We start from the raw sequence: 24528 nt of genomic DNA on the forward strand, positions 1-24528 counted from the left end.
GTGGCTCTAAAACAGAACTTGAGTGGATAAATTATTATAAATAAAAGGTAAGCGTTTCAACGTCTGTTAGGAGATGAAGTTACGCGCCTGAAGGAAATACTATGTCTGATCAAATTACTCTACAAACCAAATTATCGTATGGACTTGGGGCTTTAGGTAAAGACTTTGCCTGTGCTCCGATCTACATCTTCTTAATGTTTTATTTCACCGATGTTGCTGGGCTGTCAGCGGCATTTGTGGGTACTATCTTTTTGGCCGCGCGCATTGTCGACGCGGTGACCGATCCAATGATGGGCGTTATCGTTGATAACACACGCTCTAAGTTTGGTAAATTCCGTCCTTGGATAGTGATTGGAACCCTGTTAAATGCTGTAGTGCTTGTTGGCCTTTTTAGTACGCATATGTTTGAAGGCACTACGTTATACATTTATGCAGCGGCTGCTTATATTCTGTGGGGCCTTACCTACACTATTATGGACATTCCATACTGGTCTTTGATTCCTGCACTATCGAGCTCTCGTCAAGAACGTGAAAAGCTGGTTGTTTGGCCACGATTGTTTGCTAGCTTGGCGTGGTTTATTACGGGTACTTACGGGCTACACATTGTCGGTAAACTGGGTGATGGCGACCAAGGACAAGGTTTCTTCAACGTTGCTATATTGATTGCTGTTCTGTTCGTGATGAGTGCATTCTTGATTGCTCGCAACGTAAAAGAAAAATCTGCACCAGCAAATGCTAAACCAGCTGAGCGTTTCAGCTTTAAAGATGTAATGGTTATCATTGGTAAGAATGACCAACTAAAAGCACTTATTGGTACCGTATTGTCGTTCCAAATAGCAAACTTGTTGGTGGGTGGTTTTGCGATTTACTACTTCTCTTACGCGTTAGGCAACGCTGACTTGTTCCCCGTTTATATGATGGTGGCAGGTATCGCTGAAGTTGCAGGCGTATTCTTGTTCCCTCGTATTGCATCAGTGTTACCACGCAAACACCTATGGGTTATCGCTTGTGGCTTCCCAGTGCTGTCTTGTATCACTCTACTTATCATGGGCTTTATCGCTCCAGGTAACGCGATTCTAATCGGTATCGCAGGTGCTGCTATCAAGTTTGGTGTGGGTATCGCTAACGCACTGCAAACTGTAATGCTTGCCGATGTTGTTGATTACGGTGAACACAAAACGGGTCGTCGCAGTGAGAGTGTTATCTTCTCTGTTCAAACGATGCTTGTTAAGTTTGCAGGCGCGGCTGGTGGTTTTATTGTTGGTATGGGCTTGTCTGTGGTGGGTTATGTACCAAACGTGGAACAGTCTGACAGCACTATCATGGGGCTGCAGTTTATGATGGTAGGTTTACCAGCGATTCTAATGACGGTAAGTGCTCTTGTTTATAAGCGCTACTACCACCTGCATGAAGGGTTTGATCAAGACCAAGCCGGTAAAGAGACTCAGACTAATGTTGTTACAGCAGAAGCATAACCGCTAAAACGACGTCTCATCTAGAATAACGCTCAGTTTAGTCACTAAGCCCAAACGCCTCCTTGTGAGGCGTTTTTTATGGATGTTAGCTAATCAAAGCTGTGCCTGTAGAGCTTTTGTTTCGACTAAAACGCAAAAAGCTGCATCGAGTGATGTGGCTTCTTTAAATTTGGCTCCCCTGCGGGACTCGAACGCGGACGGCCAGTTCTGAGACATAAACTTGGAACAAGTTAGTTGCAGTTATATACGAAAAAGCCCAATCTTTCGATTGAGCTTTCTTCTAGAATTTGGCTCCCCATGTCGGGACTCGAACGTGGCCGACTAGGTCTGAGACATTGGTTTGGTACAAACCAGTCGCTTTAAAACGCAAAAAGCCGCATCGAGTGATGAACTGACCCCCAATAGTTGGACACCAATTATTGGGGGTCTTTTTATGTCCAAATATAGCCGAGAGCTAAAATGTATCATTGCTAAGCAATACTTAGATGGCACGTCATCTCTCTACTTAGCAAAACAATATTCAATTTCTTCAAGGCAGATACGGTATTGGGCTCAAGTCTTTGCCATCCATGGTACTGATTCATTTTTACCAACTAATCATGCCGCGACTGCTCAAACAAAACGAAAAGCATTGAATTTAATGTGGACGAATGAATGGTCTCTCACGCACACTAGCGCTGTATTAAACCTCTCATCCCCTGGAATACTCTCTGTCTGGCTTAAACGATTTAATGAGCTCGGTATCAAGGGGCTCGAAATGCGCCAGAAAGGAAGACCCTCAATGAAACAGCAACCTCAACGTACCACTAAGCCTGATAATGAAATGACACTTGAGGAGCTAAAAGAGGAGTTGGTCTACTTACGAACCGAGAATGCCGTTCTAAAAAAGTTGGAAGAGTTGGAGCAGAAAAAAAACCGTCGAACAAAGAAAAAGCGGTCATAGCTCTAACTCTTAAAGGCAAGTACCCATTAAAGCACTTACTGCACACTCTACAGTTGGCAAAAAGTGTCTTTTATTATCAGGCTCAAACGAGCAAGCGCCAAAATAGCTACGAACGTGAGCTGCGGTTGATAAAGTCAATTTATCATGAACATAAGGGGCGATACGGCTACCGCCGTATTCACTTGGAACTAAAGAATCAGGGGTTCGTGCTTAATCACAAAACGGTTCAAAGGCTTATGGCTCAGCTCAACCTTAAATCGACGGTCAGGATTAAAAAGTATCGTTCATACCGAGGAGAGTCAGGAAAAGCTGCTCCCAACGTTCTTGAAAGAGATTTTAGTGCGACTCAACCCGATGAAAAGTGGGTAACTGATGTCACGGAGTTCAAAGTCAAAGAGCAGAAAGTATACTTATCTCCCGTTGTCGACTTGTTTACTCAGGAGGTGGTTGCTTATAGAGTGGCCAAAAATGCCTGCTTGCCGCTTGTCACAGATATGCTGACGGAAGCTATATCAACGCTTAAACCCAACTCAAAGCCAATTATACATAGCGATCAAGGTTGGCAATATCGCCATCGACAGTATCAGAAAAAGGTAGCGGAGAGTGGGTTAACGCAAAGCATGTCGAGAAAAGGTAACTGCTTGGATAATGCTGTTGCTGAAAACTTTTTTGCTTTACTCAAAACCGAGATGTATCACAACCAAAGCTTTGAAGATGCAGATGCTCTGATAGAGCAGATTAAAGAATACATCGAGTACTACAATACCAAACGTATAAAAGTGAAAGGCTTTGTTGCGTAATTCAATGGAACTAAATCAAGAACCTACGATCTGATCAGCTACCTCCACTCTATCTCGTAGTCCTATGCCTAAGCCTCGTTATAAAACAACCAACTGGAAGCAATACAACCGATCACTCATTAACCGTGGTTCTCTGACTTTTTGGATTGATGAAGAAGCAATAAGCGGATGGGCGCAAAGCAAACAGAATAAGCGCGGTAGGCCGCGTCGGTTCAGTGATTTAGCTATCACGACAGCACTCATGGTCAAACGAGTTTTTTCTATGCCATTGAGAGCGCTGCAAGGATTTATCGACTCGATATTTAGGTTAGCCCATGTACCGTTAAGTTGTCCGCATTACACCTGCATCAGTCGTAGAGCCAAGCAAGTTGAGGTTTCATTTAAGACTAAAACGAGAGGAGCGATACAGCACCTAGCCATTGATGCTACTGGCCTTAAGGTTTATGGCGAAGGTGAATGGAAAGTCAAAAAACATGGGACGGATGGCAAGCGTAGAGTCTGGCGAAAGCTGCATATTGCAGTCGATACCAACACTCATGAGATCATTGCCGCCGAGCTAAGTTTATCGACGGTTACAGATGGAGAAGTACTCCCGAACTTACTGAAACAAACACGCCGAAGTATCCTTGAGGTGTCTGGTGATGGCGCTTACGACACGAGAGCGTGTCACGCTGCTATTAAGATTAAGGGAGCTATTGCGCTTATTCCCCCAAGAGAAGGGGCTGCCTTCTGGGAGCGTGGTCACCCTCGAAATTTCGCCGTGGGTTGCCAGAAATTATACGACTCAAATAAGTATTGGAAAGAGCGGTATGGATACCACAAACGTTCACTCTCAGAAACAGCGATGTATCGAGTTAAACAGTTGCTAGGAGGGAAACTGAGCTTAAGAAATTACAATGCCCAGGTGGGTGAAACTTACGCGATGATAAAAGCGTTGAACAAGCTTACTGGGTTAGGTATGCCTGAAACTTGTCGTATTGACTAAGAAACAAGCGAAACGGGTTGGCTCTATCTCTAAATTTAATTACGCAACAAAGCCAAAGTGAAACTAAAAGGCCTGACTCCGATAGAATATCGAACTCAGGCCTTGAAAGCCGCTTAACAGAAATGTCCAACTTTACGGGGTCACTTCATGATGCGGCTTCTTTAAATTTGGCTCCCCCTGCGGGACTCGAACCTGCGACATACGGATTAACAGTCCGCCGTTCTACCAACTGAACTAAGGGGGAATTGCTTGTTAGCGACGCGAATTCTAATAATTGTCCGGATTTCTGTCAATAAAAAATATCAGAAAAAAGTAAGATAAAAAACTTTACTTTCTTGAACGCCTTATTGGATTTAGCTTTGCTTTAGTTATCCACCAAAATTGTGGATAAGTGTGTGTGTGAAACTTTAACAACAATAATTGGGATAAATCGAAAAATGTAAAAATCTTATCTAACATAATGTATTTAAAAGATTTATAGCAAAATATCGCAATTGTATAACTTTTGTAGATTATAAAAAGAACAGTAAAACAAGCGGTATTTTTAGGTTTTTTGGGGAAAAGTAGTGGATTAAAATTCGAGTAATTTAGCTGGGGAAACTTTGCAGGGGCACGGATAATACCAAGTTCTAAAAATAAAAGCTATAACTGATCTCGAATCTTAAGATGCATTTCTCTAGATAATAGTTGCAACGACACTCCACCTAGAGTGACAATGACCTGATTAAAAAAACAGTATGGAAATGGCGACCTATGAGCAAACTCTTTGACTTGGTATCGGACTACAGCCCGTCCGGTGACCAGCCGACGGCGATAACCAAATTACTAGATGGACTAGATTCTGGTTTGGCACATCAAACTCTATTAGGGGTAACGGGCTCTGGTAAAACCTTTACCCTTGCCAACGTCATTTCCCAATCTCAAAGACCTGCGATCCTGTTAGCGCCTAACAAGACATTGGCGGCTCAACTTTACGGTGAGATGAAATCTTTCTTTCCAAACAATGCCGTTGAGTATTTTGTTTCTTACTACGATTACTACCAACCTGAAGCCTACGTTCCAACCACGGACACATTCATCGAGAAAGATGCGTCTGTGAATGCTCATATTGAACAGATGAGGCTTTCGGCAACCAAAGCCTTACTAGAACGAAAAGACGCCATCATTGTGGCTTCTGTGTCGGCTATCTACGGTCTTGGTGATCCTAAGTCTTATTTGAAGATGATGCTTCATTTGAGTCGTGGTGAGGTGATGGATCAGCGAGACATCCTACGCCGCTTGGCTGAGCTGCAATATTCAAGAAACGATGTCGCCTTTGAACGTGGTCAGTTCCGAGTTCGTGGTGAGGTGATCGATATATTCCCGGCTGAATCTGACCAAGATGCGGTTCGAATTGAGATGTTCGATGACGAAGTCGATTGCATTAGTATCTTTGATCCACTGACTGGTGCGGTTAAGCAAAGAGACTTGCCGCGCTTTACGGTTTATCCAAAAACTCACTACGTAACCCCAAGAGAGAAGATCCTTGAGGCGATTGAGAACATCAAGGATGAACTGCGCGATCGTGCTCAATACTTAAAAGACAACAATAAGCTTTTGGAAGAGCAGCGTATCTCTCAAAGAACTCAGTTTGATATTGAGATGATGACTGAGCTTGGCTTCTGTTCCGGTATCGAAAACTATTCACGATACTTGAGCGGCCGTGCGGAAGGGGAAGCGCCGCCAACGTTATTTGACTATCTGCCTGATGATGGTTTGCTGATCATCGATGAGTCACACGTGACTGTGCCGCAAATTGGTGCGATGTATAAAGGTGACCGTTCTCGTAAAGAAACCTTGGTCGAGTTTGGCTTTAGACTGCCTTCTGCATTGGATAACCGCCCAATGAAGTTTGAAGAATTTGAGTCTATCGCCCCACAAACGATTTTTGTGTCGGCAACGCCGGGTAATTACGAGATTGAAAAATCAGATGGCGAGATTGCTGATCAAGTGGTGCGTCCTACTGGTCTGTTAGACCCAATCATCGAAGTACGTCCGGTTGCGACTCAGGTGGATGACTTGCTGTCTGAAATCAGAATCCGTTCAGCGAAAGAAGAGCGCGTGTTAGTCACAACACTAACGAAGAGAATGGCGGAAGACTTAACCGAATACCTCAGTGAGCACGGCGTTAAAGTGCGTTACTTGCACTCGGATATCGATACTGTTGAGCGCGTAGAGATCATCCGAGACCTACGTTTGGGCGAGTTCGACGTGTTAGTGGGCATTAACTTACTTCGTGAAGGTTTGGATATGCCTGAAGTGTCGCTGGTGGCGATTCTTGATGCAGACAAAGAGGGTTTCTTGCGTTCTGAGCGTTCTCTGATCCAAACCATTGGTCGTGCTGCGCGTAACTTGGAAGGTCGAGCGATCCTTTATGGTGATTCGATTACTAAGTCGATGAGAAAAGCGATTGATGAAACCGATCGTCGTCGTGAGAAACAGCAGGCTTACAACGAAGAGCAAGGCATCACACCGCAAGCGCTTAAGCGTAATATCAAAGACATTATGGAACTGGGCGATCTAACCAAATCGAAGCAGCAGCGCCAATCGAAGCAAGTTCCTTTATCTAAGGTGGCTGAGCCTTCTGAAAGTTATGCCGTACTTACGCCGCAACAGCTTGATAAAGAGATCAGCAAGCTAGAAGCTGCGATGTATCAGCATGCTCAGAATCTGGAATTTGAATTGGCCGCACAGAAGCGTGATGAAATTGAGCAGCTAAGAAAGCAGTTTATTACCAACAGCTAATCTCATTTTTCACTCGAGAAGTGATCCCCTCAACACAAGAATTGAGAGTGTTTCAGACAAAAAAACAGCCAGTAGTAAATGTTCTACTGGCTTACGTTTGTGAACACTCGGTCCACTAACAACGTCAGTTGGCTAGGTGACCCGAAGGTCATTTACACTGTTGCATCGTTCGTGCCAGATAGATAAAACATTGATTGTTTGAAGCAAGTAAAAAAACACACTACAAATATTGTGGCTAATTTGCATAATGCAAAGCGGAATGCGACTATAATAAGAAATGCAAATTATAAATGGCTAGGATATGCAATCAAAAACGCTAGATAACAAATCGAAGTATTTGTTGATGGTAGAAGATACCGCTTCGGTAGCAGCTTTATATCGTTCGTATCTTACACCGCTCGAAATTGATATCAACATTGTTGGCACTGGCCGCGATGCAATCGAGAGTTTGAATCATCGAATCCCAGACCTTATTTTATTAGATCTACGTCTGCCTGATATGACGGGTATGGACGTGCTATTTGCTGTAAAACAAAAGTACCCTGAAGTTCCGGTTATCTTCATGACGGCTCATGGCTCTATCGATACCGCCGTAGAAGCGATGCGTCATGGTTCTCAAGATTTCCTTATCAAACCGTGTGAAGCCGACCGACTCCGTATTACGGTGAACAACGCGATCCGCAAAGCCACCAAGCTTAAAAACAGCTCGGAACACCCGGGAAACCAAAATTACCAAGGCTTTATCGGCAGCAGCCAAACCATGCAGCAGGTTTACCGAACGATTGATTCTGCTGCATCGAGTAAGGCGAGCATTTTCATCACGGGTGAAAGTGGTACCGGTAAAGAGGTATGTGCAGAAGCCATTCATGCGGCGAGTAAGCGTGGCGATAAGCCGTTTATCGCGATTAACTGTGCCGCTATCCCAAAAGATTTGATTGAAAGTGAGCTGTTTGGCCACGTTAAAGGTGCCTTTACCGGTGCTGCGACCGATCGCCAAGGTGCTGCTGAGCTTGCTGATGGTGGAACACTGTTTCTTGATGAACTGTGCGAGATGGATTTAGAGCTACAGACTAAGCTGCTGCGCTTTATCCAAACCGGTACTTTTCAAAAAGTCGGCTCTTCGAAGATGAAGAGTGTTGATGTTCGTTTTGTGTGTGCGACCAACCGTGACCCTTGGAAAGAAGTACAAGAAGGTCGCTTTAGAGAAGATTTATACTATCGTTTATACGTGATTCCATTGCACTTGCCGCCATTGCGCGAGCGTGGTGAAGATGTCATCGAGATTGCGTATTCTCTGCTAGGCTATATGTCGGTCGAGGAGGGGAAGGCGTTTGTACGTTTTGCTCAGGAAGTACTTGATCGCTTTAATCAATATGAGTGGCCGGGTAACGTTCGTCAGCTACAAAACGTGTTGCGAAACGTGGTGGTTTTGAATAACGGCAAAGAGATTACTCTCAACATGCTTCCACCACCGTTGAACCAACCGATTGAAAACAGTCTGCGATTGAAAGAGAAGCAGAATGAAGACATCACGGTAAAAGATATTTTCCCATTGTGGATCACTGAGAAAACGGCTATCGAACAAGCCATTAAAGCGTGTGATGGCAACATCCCCCGTGCGGCAGGTTTCTTAGATGTCAGTCCATCGACGATATACCGTAAGTTGCAAACGTGGAATGCGAAGCAGTAATCACCAAACAATAAGAAAATAATAATGACGAAAGTATTAAATCAGCAAAAAGTTGATGAGCTTGCCGGCGAAATTGGGCAAGAGAATGTCCCGGTTTTACTTGAAATCTTTTTAGGTGAGTTGAAAGGCTACTACGAACACCTAGAGATAAATAAAGAGTCGGATACCTCTAAGTACTTGGCTGATATCAGTCATGCACTTAAGAGCAGCGCAGCAAGTTTTGGCGCGGATTCTTTGTGTAGTTTTGCGATTAGCTTAGATGCAAAAGTGAAGCAAGCGTTGCCGGTGACAGAAGTTGATTTTCAAGATATGCAAGACCTCCTCTTATCGACGTACACTGAATATCAGCAGTTGATGACGGACCTCTAAAACGGCGAGTTATTACTGAGATTAAAAAAGGAGCATGATGCTCCTTTTTTGTTGTCTGTCGCTTTAACTGACGGCTTAAGTTAACTGGGCTTCAATGGCTTGTTGAAGCTTCACACGGTCGTGTCGCCAATCTCGGTTTGCCGATGCAAGATCTGTGGTCACACAATTCCATTGCCCTTCTAATTCAGGGTGTGGTTCATTGCCCAGTACAATGTCTATTTTTCTTGCCTTACAGGTACGTTCACACCACTCCAATTGCTCTTGAAGCGTCATTTTCCCTGCGGGACCGTGCTCTGGTGAAAGGTTTTCGACGAAGATAACTTTTGCCTTGGTGTTCTCAGCGATTGCTTTCCCAATCTCTGGAAGGAGAAGAGGGGGCATCACACTGGTTAAAAAGCTTCCAGGGCCAAGGACAATGCAGTCTGCTTGCTCAACGGCAGTAACGGCTTCTTTGGTTGCAGGCACTTCTGGAGACAAGTCCATCATGCGCAGTTTTTCCGTCATGTCATCAACGTTGGTTTCGCCGGTTACCCAGCGGCCGTCCATTGATAGAGCCGTGAGGTCTGAAGGATGCTCAGTCATCGGAACGATATTGACATCGACCTTGAGCATATTTCGAATCAGGTTAATCGCTTCCAATGGGCGAACGGAAAGGTTGTCTAACGCCGTTAGCATTAGGTTACCCAAGTTATGACCGTCTAGCTCACCTTGGCCGCGAAATCGGTATTCGAACATCATCGAACTGATTGAAGGTTCTGTGATTAATTGGTTGATACAGTTGCGTGTATCTCCCCATGCGATGCCACCTTGGCAATCTCGAATACGTCCGGTGGAACCGCCGTTATCTGTCGTTGCAACAATGCCAGTTGCGTTGTTACCAAAGTCTTTTAATGCAGCTAACATACGACCTAAGCCATGGCCACCGCCGATTGCTACGACTTTCTTTGAAGAGTAAATATTCATTTATTGTTCTTGTTAGGTTATTACCAACTATAATTTAGGTTAAATGCTTCTCGCTATATACTCAACAAGAGTTATTTTGAGCGTTTGATACGTTTTTTTTGCCGATGTGACCCGTTTTTTACCATCAGAGCTAGATTCACGTACAAATATTAAGTATTTTATTACTCAGCTACTGCGCGTGTGAATATAACGCTCAGTTGCCATAACTCCGAGCTCTCGCATGCTAAGTCGCACAGTGGTATTTGCTGTACCGATACGCATCAAGAGCCAGTGACATGTTGTCACAAGGGCTTAATTGGAAATGATTATGCCTCCCGTGTTTGGAAAGGTGTTCCGTGGCGCAACAATTCGAAGATAGATTCCATCGCAAGTTTTATTACTTGCGCTTGTCGGTTACAGACGTCTGTAACTTTAAATGTACTTACTGCTTGCCAGATGGCTATAAACCGTCAGGGCAAAAAAACTCGTCTTTTTTAAGTGTTCCCGAGATCAAACGTGTTGTTAAAGCGTTTGCAGATTGTGGTACCTCAAAGATCCGCATTACAGGCGGAGAGCCGAGCCTGCGTAAAGACTTTCCTGAAATCATACATACCGTTGCTTCTACTCCAGGCATCGAAAAAGTGGCCACCACAACGAATGGCTACCGCATGGAGAAACAAGTAGGGCAATGGCGTGATGCTGGTTTAACCCATATAAACGTGAGCGTGGATAGTTTAGATTCGCGCATGTTCCATCAGATCACTGGTGAGAATAAGTTTACTGAGGTTATGCGAGGTATTGATAAAGCGTTTGAGGTTGGCTTTGAACAAGTCAAAGTCAACGTTGTATTAATGAAAGACCTCAATAGTCAGGAATTACCAGCCTTCCTTAATTGGATCAAAGACAAACCTATTCAATTACGTTTTATTGAGCTGATGAAAACCGGCGAGATGGACGAGTTGTTCGATAAACATCATGTGTCTGGCGTTGCGATTCGCAACCAGCTTATTGCTAATGGTTGGCTGTTAAAAGTCAAAGCCGTTAACGATGGGCCAGCGCAAGTGTTTGTTCACCCAGACTACAAGGGTGAAATTGGTTTGATCATGCCTTACGAGAAAGACTTTTGTGAGAGTTGTAACCGTCTGCGCGTTTCTGCGACCGGTAAACTTCACCTATGTCTGTTTGGCGACCATGGTGTTGAACTGAGAGATCTGATTCAAGAAGATCAACAAGAGCAAGAGCTCATTGATCGAATTCAGGCTCAGCTTCAAACCAAGTCCGTTAGCCACTTCTTACACGATGGCAACAGCGGCATGACTCCAAACTTGGCGTCAATCGGCGGTTAATCCGCTACACACTCTAAAGCATTTTATCGCTCAGCTTCTTTAAGCTGGGCGAATCAGTCTAGGGCGTGTTGCTCTTTCGAGCTGATTTTTGCAGCGAGTTGCTGGGTATTTATACAAGGCAGAGGCTTTGATGTGTAGCTAGCCTACATGAGAAGCCGATAACGTAGTAGAAATGACCAGCAAACGCTGCCCGAAGGGTTCGGCTAAAAGCGTTTTACTCTTTGTTGAGGGAGATTTGCTTAGAATGACTAGGCTACTTCCCCCTCGCCGCGATTAAAACGCTTTTATCTCGAACAAAATTTAATCACGAAAGGTCAACACGCCCTAATAATTGAAAAATTTATATAGGTGAACAAATGGGTCACGCAGAAAGCAAATTCCAAGCAGCAAACATCGCAGTTCTAACCGTTTCAGATACTCGTACAGAAGAAAATGATACGTCAGGCGGTTACCTAGCAGAGCATGCGAAAGAAGCGGGTCACAACGTGGTTGATAAGCAAATCGTTATTGACGACATGTACAAGATCCGTGCGATCGTATCTAAGTGGATCGCTGATGAGAGCGTACAAGCGATCATGATTACCGGTGGTACTGGTTTCACTTCTCGTGACAGCACGCCTGAAGCGCTTAAGCCACTGTTCGACAAAGAAGTAGAAGGTTTTGGTGAGCTATTCCGTCAAGTATCTTACGAAGAGATCGGTACTTCGACAATTCAATCTCGTGCGATTGCGGGTTTTGCTAACCACACAGTAATCTTTGCAATGCCAGGCTCTACAGGCGCTTGCCGCACAGGTTGGACTAAGATCATTAAGCAACAGATGGATGCTAGCCACCGTCCTTGTAACTTCATGCCACACCTTTCTGTATAAGGCGGTTTGAGTATGAGCCAATTTACACACATTAACGCGTCTGGCGAAGCAAACATGGTCGATGTATCGGCTAAAGCAGAGACAGTACGTGAAGCGAGAGCGGAAGCTTTCGTACAAATGTCTGCTGAAACGTTAGAGCTGATTGTTTCTGGTAGCCACCATAAAGGTGATGTTTTCGCAACGGCACGTATTGCGGGTATTCAAGCGGCTAAGAAGACGTGGGATCTGATTCCACTGTGTCACCCTCTACTATTGACTAAAGTAGAAGTGCAGCTTGAAGCGATCGAGTCTGAAAACAAGGTACGCATCGAATCTGTTTGTAAGCTTGCGGGTAAGACAGGCGTAGAAATGGAAGCGCTAACGGCTGCTTCTGTTGCTGCACTGACGATTTACGATATGTGTAAAGCTGTTCAGAAAGACATTGTTATCGAGAACGTACGTCTGTTAGAGAAGACGGGTGGTAAATCAGGACACTTCAAGGTGGAATCATGATTACTGTACTTTTCTTTGCTCAAACTCGTGAACTTGTCGGCGTTGATAGCCTAGAAGTCGACGCGCAATTCAGTACTATCGAAGCGATTCGCAGCCACCTTGTAACACAAGAAGGCAAATGGGATATCGCATTAGAAGAGGGCAAGCTTCTGGCTGCGCTTAATCAATCAATCGTACCTTTGACGACTGAAGTGAAAGACGGCGATGAAGTCGCTTTCTTCCCACCAGTAACTGGAGGCTAAGCATGGATCCAAGAGTATTAGTGACAACAGAGGATTTCTCTGTAGGCGACGAATACGACTACTTGGCTCAAGGCACAGCTGCCGGAGCGATTGTGACGTTCGTTGGTAAAGTTCGTGACATGAACCTTGGCGACAACGTTATTGGTTTGTCTCTGGAGCATTATCCGGGTATGACAGAGAAGTCGCTGAGCGAGATCTGTGATCAAGCTGAGGCACGCTGGCCTATTCAGAAGATGCGAGTGATTCACCGCGTGGGTGACCTAGATATCGGTGACCAGATTGTTTACGTTGGTGTATCCAGTGCGCATCGTGGTGCTGCCTTCGAAGCGTGTGAGTTTGTTATGGACTTTCTGAAAACCAAAGCGCCGTTTTGGAAAAAAGAACGTACTACTGAAACAACTCGCTGGGTTGATTCTCGCGATTCAGATACAAAAGCTGCGGAGCGTTGGGAGAAATAATTCTCGCAATATGATGCTGCTTCAAAAATTCGCTCTGTTGATTGAACTGACCCCCAATAGTTGGACACCAATTATTGGGGGTCTTTTTATGTCCAAATATAGCCGAGAGCTAAAATGTATCATTGCTAAGCAATACTTAGATGGCACGTCATCTCTCTACTTAGCAAAACAATATTCAATTTCTTCAAGGCAGATACGGTATTGGGCTCAAGTCTTTGCCATCCATGGTACTGATTCATTTTTACCAACTAATCATGCCGCGACTGCTCAAACAAAACGAAAAGCATTGAATTTAATGTGGACGAATGAATGGTCTCTCACGCACACTAGCGCTGTATTAAACCTCTCATCCCCTGGAATACTCTCTGTCTGGCTTAAACGATTTAATGAGCTCGGTATCAAGGGGCTCGAAATGCGCCAGAAAGGAAGACCCTCAATGAAACAGCAACCTCAACGTACCACTAAGCCTGATAATGAAATGACACTTGAGGAGCTAAAAGAGGAGTTGGTCTACTTACGAACCGAGAATGCCGTTCTAAAAAAGTTGGAAGAGTTGGAGCAGAAAAAAAACCGTCGAACAAAGAAAAAGCGGTCATAGCTCTAACTCTTAAAGGCAAGTACCCATTAAAGCACTTACTGCACACTCTACAGTTGGCAAAAAGTGTCTTTTATTATCAGGCTCAAACGAGCAAGCGCCAAAATAGCTACGAACGTGAGCTGCGGTTGATAAAGTCAATTTATCATGAACATAAGGGGCGATACGGCTACCGCCGTATTCACTTGGAACTAAAGAATCAGGGGTTCGTGCTTAATCACAAAACGGTTCAAAGGCTTATGGCTCAGCTCAACCTTAAATCGACGGTCAGGATTAAAAAGTATCGTTCATACCGAGGAGAGTCAGGAAAAGCTGCTCCCAACGTTCTTGAAAGAGATTTTAGTGCGACTCAACCCGATGAAAAGTGGGTAACTGATGTCACGGAGTTCAAAGTCAAAGAGCAGAAAGTATACTTATCTCCCGTTGTCGACTTGTTTACTCAGGAGGTGGTTGCTTATAGAGTGGCCAAAAATGCCTGCTTGCCGCTTGTCACAGATATGCTGACGGAAGCTATATCAACGCTTAAACCCAACTCAAAGCCAATTATACATAGCGATCAAGGTTGGCAATATCGCCATCGACAGTATCAGAAAAAGGTAGCGGAGAGTGGGTTAACGCAAAGCATGTCGAGAAAAGGTAACTGCTTGGATAATGCTGTTGCTGAAAACTTTTTTGCTTTACTCAAAACCGAGATGTATCACAACCAAAGCTTTGAAGATGCAGATGCTCTGATAGAGCAGATTAAAGAATACATCGAGTACTACAATACCAAACGTATAAAAGTGAAACTAAAAGGCCTGACTCCGATAGAATATCGAACTCAGGCCTTGAAAGCCGCTTAACAGAAATGTCCAACTTTACGGGGTCACTTCATTAAGGTCGGCTTTTTTGTGCGTGCTACAAAGTTATTTATAAATAAGCGCTGTATTAATAAATGGTTAGTCATTCATGTTGCATATAAATTCGATGCCTGATTTTGTCTGTCTTGGTGCATTTCTAAAACTGTTTTGGTGCAGTGCTTTATGCTGTTTTGTATAAAGTGATAATCCTCACAAATAGTAGAGTCTATTTAGGGGATATGTGATGTGCAATTAGATTTCATGTGGCATTAATGTTAATTTGCCGTCTGTGTTCTAGCATAAGATGCTAAAAAAAAGTATCAATACAGATACATCAACACTAAAGGCTGTTTTTTAATTAATCCCTATGTGTAACTCACTATTCATTAGGTTTTTATTAGAGATTTACACTATTACCTTAAGTAATTCGGAGAATTATCCGATTTTTTGCGACTTGTTTATGGCAAATTACTTCAATGGTTGATAGTGTGTGCCTCAATCTTTGTAAGGTTTTAGATTTTTATGCTTAAATTTTGAGCTAAATAAATCTAAATCACTGCCGTTCAGTGAACCTAGCAAAGAAGTCATGGATGCAATACGAAAAACTTGGAGTTTATTAAATGTACAAGAATAAAATCACTCAGGCCCTTCTTCTAGGTGCTGGTTTGGCAGTGGCTGCCACTTCTACTCTTTCTATCGCTGCTGAAGTTCCAGCAGGTACAGAACTAGCAAAAGTTCAGGAACTTGTTCGCGGTAACGGTACTGAAGTTGCGACTATCGACCCACACAAATCTCAAGGTGTACCAGAATCTCATGTAATTCGTGATCTTCTAGAAGGTCTAGTGAACCAAGACGGCGAAGGTAATACTATCCCTGGTGTTGCTGAAAGCTGGGAAACGACAGACAACAAAACATTCACTTTCCACCTACGTAAAGACGCAAAATGGTCTAACGGCGATCCTGTAACAGCTGAAGATTTCGTTTACAGCTGGCAACGTGCAGTTGATCCTGCAACGGCTTCTCCATACGCTTGGTACATGGAATATACCAAGATGGCGAATGCGAAGGACATCGTAGCGGGTAAGAAAGACAAGAGTGAGCTAGGCGTTAAAGCTGTAGATGCAAACACGCTTGTTGTTGAATTAGAAACAGCGGTACCATACTTCGTAATGATGATGGGCCACACAACAATGAAGCCAGTACACAAGGCTACTGTTGAAGAATTCGGTGACCAATGGACTAAGCCTGACCACTTCGTTGGTAACGGTGCATTCTCTGTTGATAAATGGGTTGTTAACGAGCGTTTAGTTCTAAAGCGTAACGACCAATACTGGAACAACGATAAGACGGTTCTAAATAAAGTAACCTTCCTACCAATCGAAAACCAAGTAGCGGAAATGAACCGCTTCCTATCTGGCGAAATCGATTTCACAAACGAACTTCCAACTGAGCACTTCAAGCGTCTTCAAAAAGAGTACGCGGAAGATGTATCTGTAGCGGGTAACCTTTGTACTTACTACTACATCTTCAACACGAAGAAAGCACCATTTGATGATGTTCGTGTTCGCCAAGCAATCTCTTACGCAATCGACCGTGATATCGTAACAGGTGCTATCCTAGCGCAAGGTCAAAAACCTGCGTACTTCCTAACGCCTGAAATCACAGCTGGCTTCGATCCTGAGCTACCAGCTTACGGTAAGATGTCTCAAAAAGAGCGTAACGCAGAAGCAGAACGTCTTCTTGAAGAAGCAGGTTACGGTAAAGATAACCCACTTAAATTCAACCTACTTTACAACACTTCAGAGAACCACAAGAAGATTGCTGTAGCGCTAGGTTCTATGTGGAAGAAAACACTGGGTCTTTCTGTAACACTTGAGAACCAAGAGTGGAAAACGTACCTATCTTCTAAAGATTCTGGTGACTTCGAAGTAGCACGTGCTGGTTGGTGTGGTGACTACAACGAAGCGTCTTCGTTCCTAACACTAATGAAGAGTAACAACACTACCGGTGGTGTTCACTACGACAGCGCGGCTTACGATAAAATCATCGATAAAGCACTTAACTCAACTTCAGAAGAAGAGCGCAAAGCACTTTACCTAGAAGCTGAGGCGCTAATGGCAAACGACATGCCAATCGCTCCTATCTACCAATACGTGAAATCACGTCTACTTAACCCGCATGTTGGTGGTTTCCCAATCAACAACGCGGAAGACAAGATCTTCTCGAAAGACCTATACATCAAAGCTCAATAATAAGCTTCGATTCTAAAAAGTTAATATAACTATAACGATACAGACACTACATGCGCAGGGCGCGCATGTAGCGTCTTTCTAATTTTAATTGTCACAGACTGAAAGAGTGAGTTTATGCTTAAATTCATTATGAAAAGGATATTTGAAGCGATTCCAACCATGTTGGTGTTGATCACTATATCTTTCTTTCTCATGCGTTTCGCACCGGGTAACCCGTTTTCAAGCGAGCGTCCATTACCGCCAGAAGTTATGGCTAACATCGAAGCTAAATACGGCTTAGATAAACCAGTATTTGAACAATACACCACGTATTTGACAAATATCTTACAAGGTGACTTCGGTCCCTCTTTTAAATACCAAGATTACACAGTAAATGAGCTGATCGCGGTTGCACTTCCAGTATCTGCGAAGGTAGGTTTCGTTGCCTTTATCTTCACACTATTGATGGGGGTCACCGTCGGGACGATTGCCGCCTTGAAGCACAATACCTGGGTCGACTACACCATAATGTCGACCGCCATGCTCGGGGTGGTGATGCCATCCTTCGTGTTGGCACCGGCGCTTATTTACCTTTTCTCCCTGCACTGGAACATATTCCCAGCAGGTGGTTGGCATGGCGGTACATTCATGTACATCGTGCTGCCTGTTATCGCGATGTCTCTTCTTTACGTAGCAACCTTTGCTCGTATTACTCGCGGTAGCATGATTGAAACGCTAAACAGTAACTTTATCCGAACTGCTCGTGCAAAAGGTCTAAGCTACCGTTATATCATTCTAAAACATGCACTTAAGCCAGCAATGCTGCCTGTTGTTTCTTACATGGGACCTGCGTTCGTAGGTATCATCACAGGTTCAGTTGTTGTTGAAACCATCTTCGGCCTACCAGGTATCGGTAAGCTGTTTGTTAACGCCGCGTTTAACCGTGACTACTCGCTAGTAATGGGTGTAACCATCTTGATTGGTTTCCTATTCATCTTGTTCAACGCAATCGTTGATATTTTGCTAGCGCTGATTGACCCGAAAATTCGCTACTAACAGGGACTGGTTATGTTGAAGAAAAAAGAAAATTTAGAAGCGATCGAAAAGTTCTCTGAGAGCTTAGAGATTGAAGGTCGTAGTTTGTGGCAGGACGCGCGCATTCGTTTCATGCGAAACAAAGCTGCGATGGTGAGCCTGTTCATTCTTACGCTTATGGTACTGGCAGTTATCTTCTTACCAATGCTGGCTCAGTACACTTATGATGATACTGATTGGTACGCAATGCACGTTGGTCCAAACGCGGACCACTGGTTTGGTACTGATAGCTTAGGTCGTGACTTGTACGTTCGTACGCTTATCGGTGGCCGTATCTCATTGATGGTTGGTGTGATGGGTGCATTCGTAGCGGTACTGATTGGTACGCTTTACGGTGCAGCTTCTGGCTTCATCGGTGGCCGTACTGACCGAGTGATGATGCGTATCCTAGAGATTTTGTACGCGGTTCCATTCATGTTCCTAGTTATCGTTCTAGTAACATTCTTTGGTCGTAACATCATTCTAATCTTCGTTGCTATTGGTGCGATTGCTTGGCTAGATATGGCGCGTATTGTACGTGGTCAAACGCTGAGCTTACGTAGTAAAGAGTTCATTGAAGCAGCACACGTATGTGGTGTGAGCAAATGGAAGATCATTACGCGTCACATCGTACCAAACGTACTGGGTATCGTAGCGGTTTACTCTACGCTGCTTATTCCAAGCATGATCCTTACAGAATCATTCTTATCTTTCCTTGGTCTTGGTGTTCAAGAGCCTATGACAAGCTGGGGCGCATTGCTTCAAGAAGGTTCGCAAACAATGGAAGTTGCTATCTGGCAATTGACGTTCCCTGCGGCATTCATGGTAGTTACGCTGTTCTGCTTTAACTACGTAGGTGATGGTCTGCGCGACGCGCTTGATCCAAAAGACAGATAAAGAAATAGCAATTAAAAGCTATAAATGATTAAGGAAGCAATAATGAGCTTATTAGATGTCAAAGATCTGCGCGTCGAATTTACCACGCAAGATGGTATCGTAACCGCAGTAAACGATCTGAACTTCTCACTCAACCAAGGCGAAACGCTGGGTATCGTGGGTGAGTCGGGTTCAGGTAAATCACAAACTGTATTCTCTATCATGGGCCTGCTGGCTAAGAACGGCATCATCTCGGGTAGCGCGAAGTTTGAAGGTAAAGAGATTCTTAACCTTCCAGAGAAAGAGCTGAACAAAGTTCGTGCTGAACAGATCGCGATGATCTTCCAAGATCCGATGACATCACTGAACCCTTACATGAAAGTAAGTGATCAGTTGATGGAAGTACTTATGCTGCACAAAGGCATGGGTAAAGCAGAGGCGTTTGAAGAATCAGTACGCATGCTTGAAGCGGTTAAAATCCCTGAAGCACGTAAGCGTATCACTATGTACCCACACGAATTTTCTGGCGGTATGCGTCAGCGTGTGATGATCGCAATGGCACTATTGTGTCGTCCTAAATTGCTTATCGCTGATGAACCAACAACGGCTTTGGATGTAACGATTCAAGCGCAAATCATGGAATTGCTGAACGAATTGAAAGATGAGTTCAACACGGCAATCATCATGATCACCCACGATTTGGGTGTAGTTGCAGGTTCATGTGACAAGGTACTTGTGATGTACGCGGGTCGTACAATGGAGTACGGCACGGTGGATGAAATCTTCTACGAGCCAAGCCACCCATACGCAGAAGGCCTACTGAAAGCGATTCCTCGTTTGGATACAGAAGGTGAAATTCTACCGACTATTCCAGGTAATCCACCAAACTTACTTCGCCTACCAACAGGCTGTCCTTACCAAGACCGTTGTCACCGTGTAATGGACCGTTGTAAGCAAGAAGCACCTATTTTGACGCCATTTGGTAATGACCGTCAGCGTGCTTGTTTTTCTGACTGGGAGACTTGGACAAAATGAGTGTAGATAAACAGTTATTATTAGATATTAAAGACCTGAAAGTTCACTTTAGCATCGCAGCTAAATCAGCGTGGCCTTGGGCAAAACCGTCAAACCTGAAAGCTGTTGATGGCGTTGATATTCACCTTTACGAAGGGGAAACGCTGGGTGTAGTAGGTGAGTCTGGTTGTGGTAAATCGACATTTGCTCGTGCAATCATTGGCTTGGTTGAAGCGACAGACGGCGAAGTGATGTGGTTAGGCCAAGACCTGACTAAAATGCAGGAAGTGCAGCGTCGTGAAACTCGTAAAGAGATTCAGATGATCTTCCAAGATCCACTAGCATCGCTTAACCCGCGTATGTCTGTTGGCGACATCATTGCCGAGCCTCTAGAGACTTTTTACCCAGAACTTTCTAAGCAGGAAGTGAAGGACCGAGTTAAAGAGATGATGGCAAAGGTTGGTCTACTACCAAACGTAATCAACCGTTACCCGCATGAATTCTCAGGCGGTCAGTGTCAGCGTATCGGTATTGCACGTGCTCTTATCTTGAAGCCTAAGATGATCATCTGTGATGAGCCAGTTTCGGCATTGGATGTATCTATCCAAGCTCAAGTAGTTAACCTTCTGAAAGAGCTACAGAAAGAACTTGGTTTGTCTTTGGTATTCATCGCGCACGATTTGTCAGTGGTTAAACACATCTCTGACCGTGTGTTGGTGATGTACTTAGGCAACGCGGTAGAACTTGGTGAATCAGATGCATTGTTCTCTGATCCTAAGCACCCGTACACCAAAGCGTTGATGTCTGCAGTTCCGATCCCAGACCCACGCTTAGAGCGCAGCAAAACCATTCAGATGTTGGAAGGTGATCTACCATCGCCAATCAACCCGCCATCAGGGTGTGTGTTCCGTACTCGTTGCCCACAAGCAACAGAGGCGTGTGCGCAAACTAAGCCAACGATTCAAGGCGATGACGTTCACGCAGTATCTTGCTTGCACGTACAAGTCTAGAGCCTATTTAAAACGGTTCAGCCTGTGACAGGCTTAAGCGCGACTAGTTATTAGAGTCGCGCTTTTTTTGTGTCTGAACAAGCCTCCTTCAAATAATTCGAACAACTAGGCCAACTTCTTCTAGTTTTGAAAAAGTTGGCTTTTTTTATACTAGAGAAAAGCTAGGATGACAGAGGTTTGGATATGGGTAAGTTAGTTGAAGGTGTTTGGCACGATGTGTGGTACGACACCAAAGAAAGTGGTGGTAAGTTTGTTCGTGAAGATGCAGGCTTTCGTCACTGGGTAGAGAATAAACCGGGCGCGCAGTTTCAGCCGGAAAGCGGCCGTTATCACTTATACGTATCGTTAGCTTGTCCTTGGGCACACCGCACTCTGATCTTCCGTGAGCTGAAAGACCTAACCGATCATATTGATGTGACGGTTGTTTGCCCTGACATGATGAGTGAAGGGTGGCAAATGGGGTTACCTGAACCTCTGTTCGGTCATACGCGCATGCATCAAATTTACACTCAAGCCAAACCGGACTACTCGGGCAGAGTAACGGTGCCTGTGTTGTGGGATAAGAAAACCAACACCATTGTGAGTAACGAGTCGTCTGAAATCATTCGCATGTTTAACTCAGAATTTAATGAGTTAACAGGCAATATGGATGATTACTATCCATGGGAGTTAGCGAACAAGATTGATGAGTGGAATGAATATATTTACCCGAACATCAACAACGGCGTTTATCGTACTGGCTTTGCAACGACACAAGAAGCTTACGAAGAAGCGTATGACGCCTTGTTTGAAGCCCTAGACAAAGTAGATGCTCACCTTAGCGAACATCGCTATTTAGCGGGTAGCGAGATTACTGAAGCGGATTGGCGTTTGTTCACTACTTTGGTTCGATTTGATGCGGTGTATGTTGGGCATTTTAAGTGTAATAAGCAGCGAATTGCTGACTACCCACACATACAAGGTTACTTAAAAGAGTTGTACCAAATAGAGGGTATTAAAGAGACGACCGATTTTTACCATATCAAGCGTCACTACTATTACAGCCACACGGGTATTAACCCAACTCAGGTTGTTCCTAAAGGACCTGCGTTAGATTTAGAATCGCCACATGGCCGAGGCTAGGCTTAACAAGTAGTCTAGTTCCAGACATAAAAAAACCCTAGATAAACATCTAGGGTTTTTGCTTTCTACAAAAGAAAAATTAGTTAATTACTTTTTCTTCAGCTTGTGCAGCTTGGTCTGCTTGGATAGCCGTTAGAGCTACTGTGTAAACGATGTCGTCTACTAGAGCGCCACGAGACAAGTCATTTACTGGCTTGCGCATACCTTGAAGCATTGGACCGATAGATACTAGATCTGCTGAACGTTGTACAGCTTTGTAAGTCGTGTTACCCGTGTTTAGATCTGGGAATACGAATACTGTCGCTTTACCTGCAACTGGAGAGTTAGGCGCTTTAGAAGCGGCTACGTTTTCCATGATTGCTGCATCGTACTGTAGAGGACCGTCGATCACTAGATCAGGACGTTTCTCTTGAGCAAGTTTGGTTGCTTCACGTACTTTATCTACGTCTGCACCCTTACCAGATTCACCAGTAGAGTAAGAGATCATAGCAACGCGTGGGTCGATACCGAATGCCGCAGCAGAATCGGCAGATTGGATAGCGATTTCAGCAAGCTGTTCAGCTGTTGGATCTGGGTTGATCGCACAGTCACCGTATACAAGAACTTGATCAGGCAGAAGCATGAAGAAGATTGAAGATACGATAGAAGCATCAGGAGCAGTCTTGATGATCTGGAACGGAGGAACGATTGTGTTCGCCGTTGTGTGAACAGCACCAGAAACTAGGCCGTCAACTTCGCCAGCTTCAAGCATCATAGTACCTAGGAATACTGAATCTTCTAGCTTCTCACGAGCAACAACTTCAGTCATACCTTTAGCGCCACGAAGTTCTACTAGACGAGCTACGTAGTTTTCGCGAACTGATGCAGAATCGATGATCTCAACGCCAGCGCCAAGCTCAACACCTTGCTGCGCTGCAACGCGACGGATTTCTTCAGGGTTACCTAGAAGTACACACGTTGCGATACCGCGCTCAGCACAGATAGCCGCAGCTTTAACTGTACGTGGCTCATCACCTTCAGGAAGAACGATGCGCTTAGCCGCTTTACGAGCAAATTCAGTTAGCTGGTAACGGAATGCTGGTGGGCTTAGACGACGGATGCCTTGAGTACCTTCAGATAGAGAATCAATCCAAGGGCCATCAATATGGCTTGCAACGTGATCGTTAACGAACTCGATACGCTCTTTATCGTCTGCAGGAACTTCTAGGTTGAAGCTCTGTAGGTTTAGAGACGTCTGCCAAGTGTTACCTTGCGCCTTGAAGATCGGTAGACCTGAAGCGAATGCTGGTGCACAAAGGTTAGCAATGCTTTCTGGAATGTCGTAACCGCCAGTCAGTAGGATTGCGCCAATCTCAACACCGTTTTTCGCAGCAAGAGCTGCAGCAACGATAACGTCAGGACGGTCTGCAGAAGTTACTAGCAGTGAACCTGGTTTGAAGTGCTCAATCATGTGCGGTAGAGAACGTGCACAGAAAGTGATGCTCTTAATACGACGAGTTGAGATTTCACCTTCGTTAACGATTTCAGCGTTAAGGTGCTTAGCCATATCAACCGCACGAGTTGCGATTAGATCGATGCTCCATGGCACACAGCCAAGAACACGGATAGGGCTAGAATTGAAGATTTGCATTACTTCAAGGTTCGCTTGCTGAGCGCTGTCTGCATCATCAAAGATTTCAGATAGGTCAGGGCGAGTACGGCCAGCTTCATCAACAGGAGCGTTAAGCTTGTTGATGATTACGCCTTTGATGTTTTTGTTCTTAGTACCGCCGAAGTTAGAACATGCTACTTCGATACGCTCTTTAAGTTGCGTAGGGTTGTCAGTACCAGGAGTCGCAACGAATACGATCTCCGCGCCAAGTGTTTTTGCGATTTCCGCGTTCACTTGGTTAGCAAATGGGTGCTTACGAGTAGGTACTAGACCTTCGATTAGCGTTACTTCTGCGTCTTTGTTGATTTTGTTGTATTGCTCAACAACAGACTCAAGAAGCTCGTCCATTTTTTCGCTACCGATCAAAGCTTCAGCTTTAGTCATTGCGATTGGCTCACCAATCTTAATGTCGCTGTTTGCGCTGATGATAGTAGACGTTAGATCTGGTTGGTTACCACCGCTGCGAGGCTGAGCGATTGGCTTGTAGAAAGAAACACTTACGCCCTTACGCTCCATAGCGCGAAGAACACCCATGCTAACACTAGTAAGACCAACACCAGCGCTTGTAGGGATAAGCATAATAGTACGTGACATTGACGAACACCTTTGACTATTGGAAATAAAAAAAGCTCAACTGCTATTCCCACCGATATTTAAATTGGGGTAGGAATAGAAGTTGAGCCCCATTTTCTTGATATGAAAAACTGACTAGCTTCGAGTG

At 44.5% G+C, this 24528-nt stretch carries 22 protein-coding genes, 1 tRNA gene and 1 riboswitch; of the genes, 20 read left to right on the plus strand and 3 right to left on the minus strand.

Going from position 1 to position 24528, the window contains the following annotated elements; translation table 11 throughout:
- The first annotated feature begins 101 nt into the window (after positions 1 to 101).
- From melB to OCV20_RS05235, 4 genes are all read left to right on the plus strand, one after another.
- Positions 102 to 1475: a melibiose:sodium transporter MelB gene (melB, locus tag OCV20_RS05220; protein ID WP_048610537.1), complete on the plus strand. Its 1374-nt coding sequence runs from the start codon at positions 102 to 104 to the stop codon at positions 1473 to 1475.
- Positions 1476 to 1908: 433 nt separating this feature from the next.
- On the plus strand, positions 1909 to 2418 hold the full coding sequence (locus tag OCV20_RS05225; protein WP_086774936.1) for a helix-turn-helix domain-containing protein: 510 nt from the start codon (positions 1909 to 1911) through the stop codon (positions 2416 to 2418).
- A complete protein-coding gene (locus OCV20_RS05230) occupies positions 2415 to 3218 on the plus strand; it encodes an IS3 family transposase (RefSeq protein WP_261881440.1) in 804 nt (267 codons plus the stop codon). Before OCV20_RS05225 ends, OCV20_RS05230 begins: the two co-directional genes overlap by 4 nt.
- A 64-nt stretch (positions 3219 to 3282) precedes the next feature.
- Positions 3283 to 4203: an IS5 family transposase gene (locus tag OCV20_RS05235; RefSeq protein ID WP_086773621.1), complete on the plus strand. Its 921-nt coding sequence runs from the start codon at positions 3283 to 3285 to the stop codon at positions 4201 to 4203.
- 168 nt (positions 4204 to 4371) lie between these two features.
- On the opposite strand, the gene OCV20_RS05240 is transcribed toward OCV20_RS05235, so the two are convergent.
- A tRNA-Asn gene (locus tag OCV20_RS05240) sits at positions 4372 to 4447 on the minus strand.
- Between the two features lie 509 nt (positions 4448 to 4956).
- Between OCV20_RS05240 and uvrB the strand changes: the two genes are divergently transcribed.
- From uvrB to luxU, 3 genes are all read left to right on the plus strand, one after another.
- Positions 4957 to 6987, plus strand: coding sequence for an excinuclease ABC subunit UvrB (gene uvrB / locus OCV20_RS05245; protein ID WP_050652938.1), 2031 nt, complete (start codon positions 4957 to 4959; stop codon positions 6985 to 6987).
- 301 nt (positions 6988 to 7288) lie between these two features.
- A complete protein-coding gene (luxO, locus tag OCV20_RS05250; protein WP_004734031.1) occupies positions 7289 to 8677 on the plus strand; it encodes a quorum-sensing sigma-54 dependent transcriptional regulator LuxO in 1389 nt (462 codons plus the stop codon).
- Positions 8678 to 8701: 24 nt separating this feature from the next.
- A complete protein-coding gene (gene luxU, locus OCV20_RS05255) occupies positions 8702 to 9046 on the plus strand; it encodes a quorum-sensing phosphorelay protein LuxU (protein ID WP_017066591.1) in 345 nt (114 codons plus the stop codon).
- A 75-nt stretch (positions 9047 to 9121) separates the two neighbouring features.
- Here luxU and OCV20_RS05260 read toward each other — a convergent pair whose 3' ends face one another.
- Positions 9122 to 10009, minus strand: a complete 888-nt coding sequence (locus OCV20_RS05260) for a YvcK family protein (protein ID WP_086775094.1) — start codon at positions 10007 to 10009, stop codon at positions 9122 to 9124.
- Between the two features lie 194 nt (positions 10010 to 10203).
- A riboswitch (molybdenum cofactor riboswitch) is annotated at positions 10204 to 10356 on the plus strand.
- Between OCV20_RS05260 and moaA the strand changes: the two genes are divergently transcribed.
- The 13 genes from moaA to OCV20_RS05325 all read left to right on the plus strand — a co-directional run bounded on the left by moaA (position 10345) and on the right by OCV20_RS05325 (position 22156).
- Positions 10345 to 11334: a GTP 3',8-cyclase MoaA gene (moaA, locus tag OCV20_RS05265; protein WP_009848642.1), complete on the plus strand. Its 990-nt coding sequence runs from the start codon at positions 10345 to 10347 to the stop codon at positions 11332 to 11334. Its footprint overlaps the riboswitch before it by 12 nt.
- Positions 11335 to 11690: 356 nt before the next feature.
- On the plus strand, positions 11691 to 12203 hold the full coding sequence (moaB, locus tag OCV20_RS05270; RefSeq protein WP_004734027.1) for a molybdenum cofactor biosynthesis protein B: 513 nt from the start codon (positions 11691 to 11693) through the stop codon (positions 12201 to 12203).
- Positions 12204 to 12215: 12 nt separating this feature from the next.
- Positions 12216 to 12695 carry a cyclic pyranopterin monophosphate synthase MoaC gene (gene moaC, locus OCV20_RS05275; RefSeq protein WP_004734026.1) on the plus strand — a complete coding sequence of 160 codons (480 nt, stop codon included), beginning with the start codon at positions 12216 to 12218 and terminating at the stop codon, positions 12693 to 12695.
- A complete protein-coding gene (gene moaD, locus OCV20_RS05280; RefSeq protein WP_019823606.1) occupies positions 12692 to 12937 on the plus strand; it encodes a molybdopterin synthase sulfur carrier subunit in 246 nt (81 codons plus the stop codon). The genes moaC and moaD overlap by 4 nt, the downstream gene beginning before the upstream one ends.
- A gap of 2 nt (positions 12938 to 12939) precedes the next feature.
- Entirely contained in the window at positions 12940 to 13395 is a 456-nt protein-coding gene (moaE, locus tag OCV20_RS05285; protein WP_081230609.1) for a molybdopterin synthase catalytic subunit MoaE, read from the plus strand.
- Positions 13396 to 13483: 88 nt separating this feature from the next.
- A complete protein-coding gene (locus OCV20_RS05290) occupies positions 13484 to 13993 on the plus strand; it encodes a helix-turn-helix domain-containing protein (protein ID WP_086774936.1) in 510 nt (169 codons plus the stop codon).
- A complete protein-coding gene (locus tag OCV20_RS05295; RefSeq protein ID WP_108721729.1) occupies positions 13990 to 14832 on the plus strand; it encodes an IS3 family transposase in 843 nt (280 codons plus the stop codon). The genes OCV20_RS05290 and OCV20_RS05295 overlap by 4 nt, the downstream gene beginning before the upstream one ends.
- 617 nt (positions 14833 to 15449) lie before the next feature.
- Positions 15450 to 17081: an ABC transporter substrate-binding protein gene (locus tag OCV20_RS05300; RefSeq protein WP_048610543.1), complete on the plus strand. Its 1632-nt coding sequence runs from the start codon at positions 15450 to 15452 to the stop codon at positions 17079 to 17081.
- 114 nt (positions 17082 to 17195) lie between these two features.
- Complete coding sequence (gene oppB / locus OCV20_RS05305) at positions 17196 to 18116, plus strand: oligopeptide ABC transporter permease OppB (RefSeq protein WP_017062174.1); 921 nt, start codon at positions 17196 to 17198, stop codon at positions 18114 to 18116.
- A gap of 12 nt (positions 18117 to 18128) precedes the next feature.
- A complete protein-coding gene (gene oppC, locus OCV20_RS05310) occupies positions 18129 to 19031 on the plus strand; it encodes an oligopeptide ABC transporter permease OppC (RefSeq protein ID WP_050647432.1) in 903 nt (300 codons plus the stop codon).
- A gap of 42 nt (positions 19032 to 19073) precedes the next feature.
- The gene (gene oppD, locus OCV20_RS05315; protein WP_048659733.1) at positions 19074 to 20045 is read left to right on the plus strand and encodes an ABC transporter ATP-binding protein; all 972 of its coding nucleotides are present in this window, start codon (positions 19074 to 19076) and stop codon (positions 20043 to 20045) included.
- Entirely contained in the window at positions 20042 to 21034 is a 993-nt protein-coding gene (gene oppF, locus OCV20_RS05320) for a murein tripeptide/oligopeptide ABC transporter ATP binding protein OppF (RefSeq protein ID WP_017632507.1), read from the plus strand. The genes oppD and oppF overlap by 4 nt, the downstream gene beginning before the upstream one ends.
- Before the next feature lie 183 nt (positions 21035 to 21217).
- Entirely contained in the window at positions 21218 to 22156 is a 939-nt protein-coding gene (locus tag OCV20_RS05325; RefSeq protein ID WP_086774992.1) for a glutathione S-transferase family protein, read from the plus strand.
- A 79-nt stretch (positions 22157 to 22235) separates the two neighbouring features.
- Here OCV20_RS05325 and pta read toward each other — a convergent pair whose 3' ends face one another.
- Positions 22236 to 24401, minus strand: coding sequence for a phosphate acetyltransferase (gene pta / locus OCV20_RS05330; RefSeq protein WP_017069189.1), 2166 nt, complete (start codon positions 24399 to 24401; stop codon positions 22236 to 22238).
- Positions 24402 to 24528: the final 127 nt, after the last annotated feature.

It is taken from the genome of Vibrio coralliirubri (genome assembly GCF_024347375.1).
Lineage (GTDB): Bacteria > Pseudomonadota > Gammaproteobacteria > Enterobacterales > Vibrionaceae > Vibrio > Vibrio coralliirubri.

Excerpts from the sequence above, each read along its gene's own strand:
- melB (WP_048610537.1), top strand. The coding sequence starts at position 102 with ATGTCTGATCAAATTACTCTACAAACCAAATTATCGTATGGACTTGGG.
- OCV20_RS05225 (WP_086774936.1), top strand. The coding sequence starts at position 1,909 with ATGTCCAAATATAGCCGAGAGCTAAAATGTATCATTGCTAAGCAATAC.
- OCV20_RS05235 (WP_086773621.1), top strand. The coding sequence starts at position 3,283 with ATGCCTAAGCCTCGTTATAAAACAACCAACTGGAAGCAATACAACCGA.
- uvrB (WP_050652938.1), top strand. The coding sequence starts at position 4,957 with ATGAGCAAACTCTTTGACTTGGTATCGGACTACAGCCCGTCCGGTGAC.
- luxO (WP_004734031.1), top strand. The coding sequence starts at position 7,289 with ATGCAATCAAAAACGCTAGATAACAAATCGAAGTATTTGTTGATGGTA.
- luxU (WP_017066591.1), top strand. The coding sequence starts at position 8,702 with ATGACGAAAGTATTAAATCAGCAAAAAGTTGATGAGCTTGCCGGCGAA.
- OCV20_RS05260 (WP_086775094.1), bottom strand. The coding sequence starts at position 10,009 with ATGAATATTTACTCTTCAAAGAAAGTCGTAGCAATCGGCGGTGGCCAT.
- moaB (WP_004734027.1), top strand. The coding sequence starts at position 11,691 with ATGGGTCACGCAGAAAGCAAATTCCAAGCAGCAAACATCGCAGTTCTA.
- moaC (WP_004734026.1), top strand. The coding sequence starts at position 12,216 with ATGAGCCAATTTACACACATTAACGCGTCTGGCGAAGCAAACATGGTC.
- moaD (WP_019823606.1), top strand. The coding sequence starts at position 12,692 with ATGATTACTGTACTTTTCTTTGCTCAAACTCGTGAACTTGTCGGCGTT.
- moaE (WP_081230609.1), top strand. The coding sequence starts at position 12,940 with ATGGATCCAAGAGTATTAGTGACAACAGAGGATTTCTCTGTAGGCGAC.
- OCV20_RS05290 (WP_086774936.1), top strand. The coding sequence starts at position 13,484 with ATGTCCAAATATAGCCGAGAGCTAAAATGTATCATTGCTAAGCAATAC.
- OCV20_RS05300 (WP_048610543.1), top strand. The coding sequence starts at position 15,450 with ATGTACAAGAATAAAATCACTCAGGCCCTTCTTCTAGGTGCTGGTTTG.
- oppB (WP_017062174.1), top strand. The coding sequence starts at position 17,196 with ATGCTTAAATTCATTATGAAAAGGATATTTGAAGCGATTCCAACCATG.
- oppC (WP_050647432.1), top strand. The coding sequence starts at position 18,129 with ATGTTGAAGAAAAAAGAAAATTTAGAAGCGATCGAAAAGTTCTCTGAG.
- oppD (WP_048659733.1), top strand. The coding sequence starts at position 19,074 with ATGAGCTTATTAGATGTCAAAGATCTGCGCGTCGAATTTACCACGCAA.
- oppF (WP_017632507.1), top strand. The coding sequence starts at position 20,042 with ATGAGTGTAGATAAACAGTTATTATTAGATATTAAAGACCTGAAAGTT.
- OCV20_RS05325 (WP_086774992.1), top strand. The coding sequence starts at position 21,218 with ATGGGTAAGTTAGTTGAAGGTGTTTGGCACGATGTGTGGTACGACACC.
- pta (WP_017069189.1), bottom strand. The coding sequence starts at position 24,401 with ATGTCACGTACTATTATGCTTATCCCTACAAGCGCTGGTGTTGGTCTT.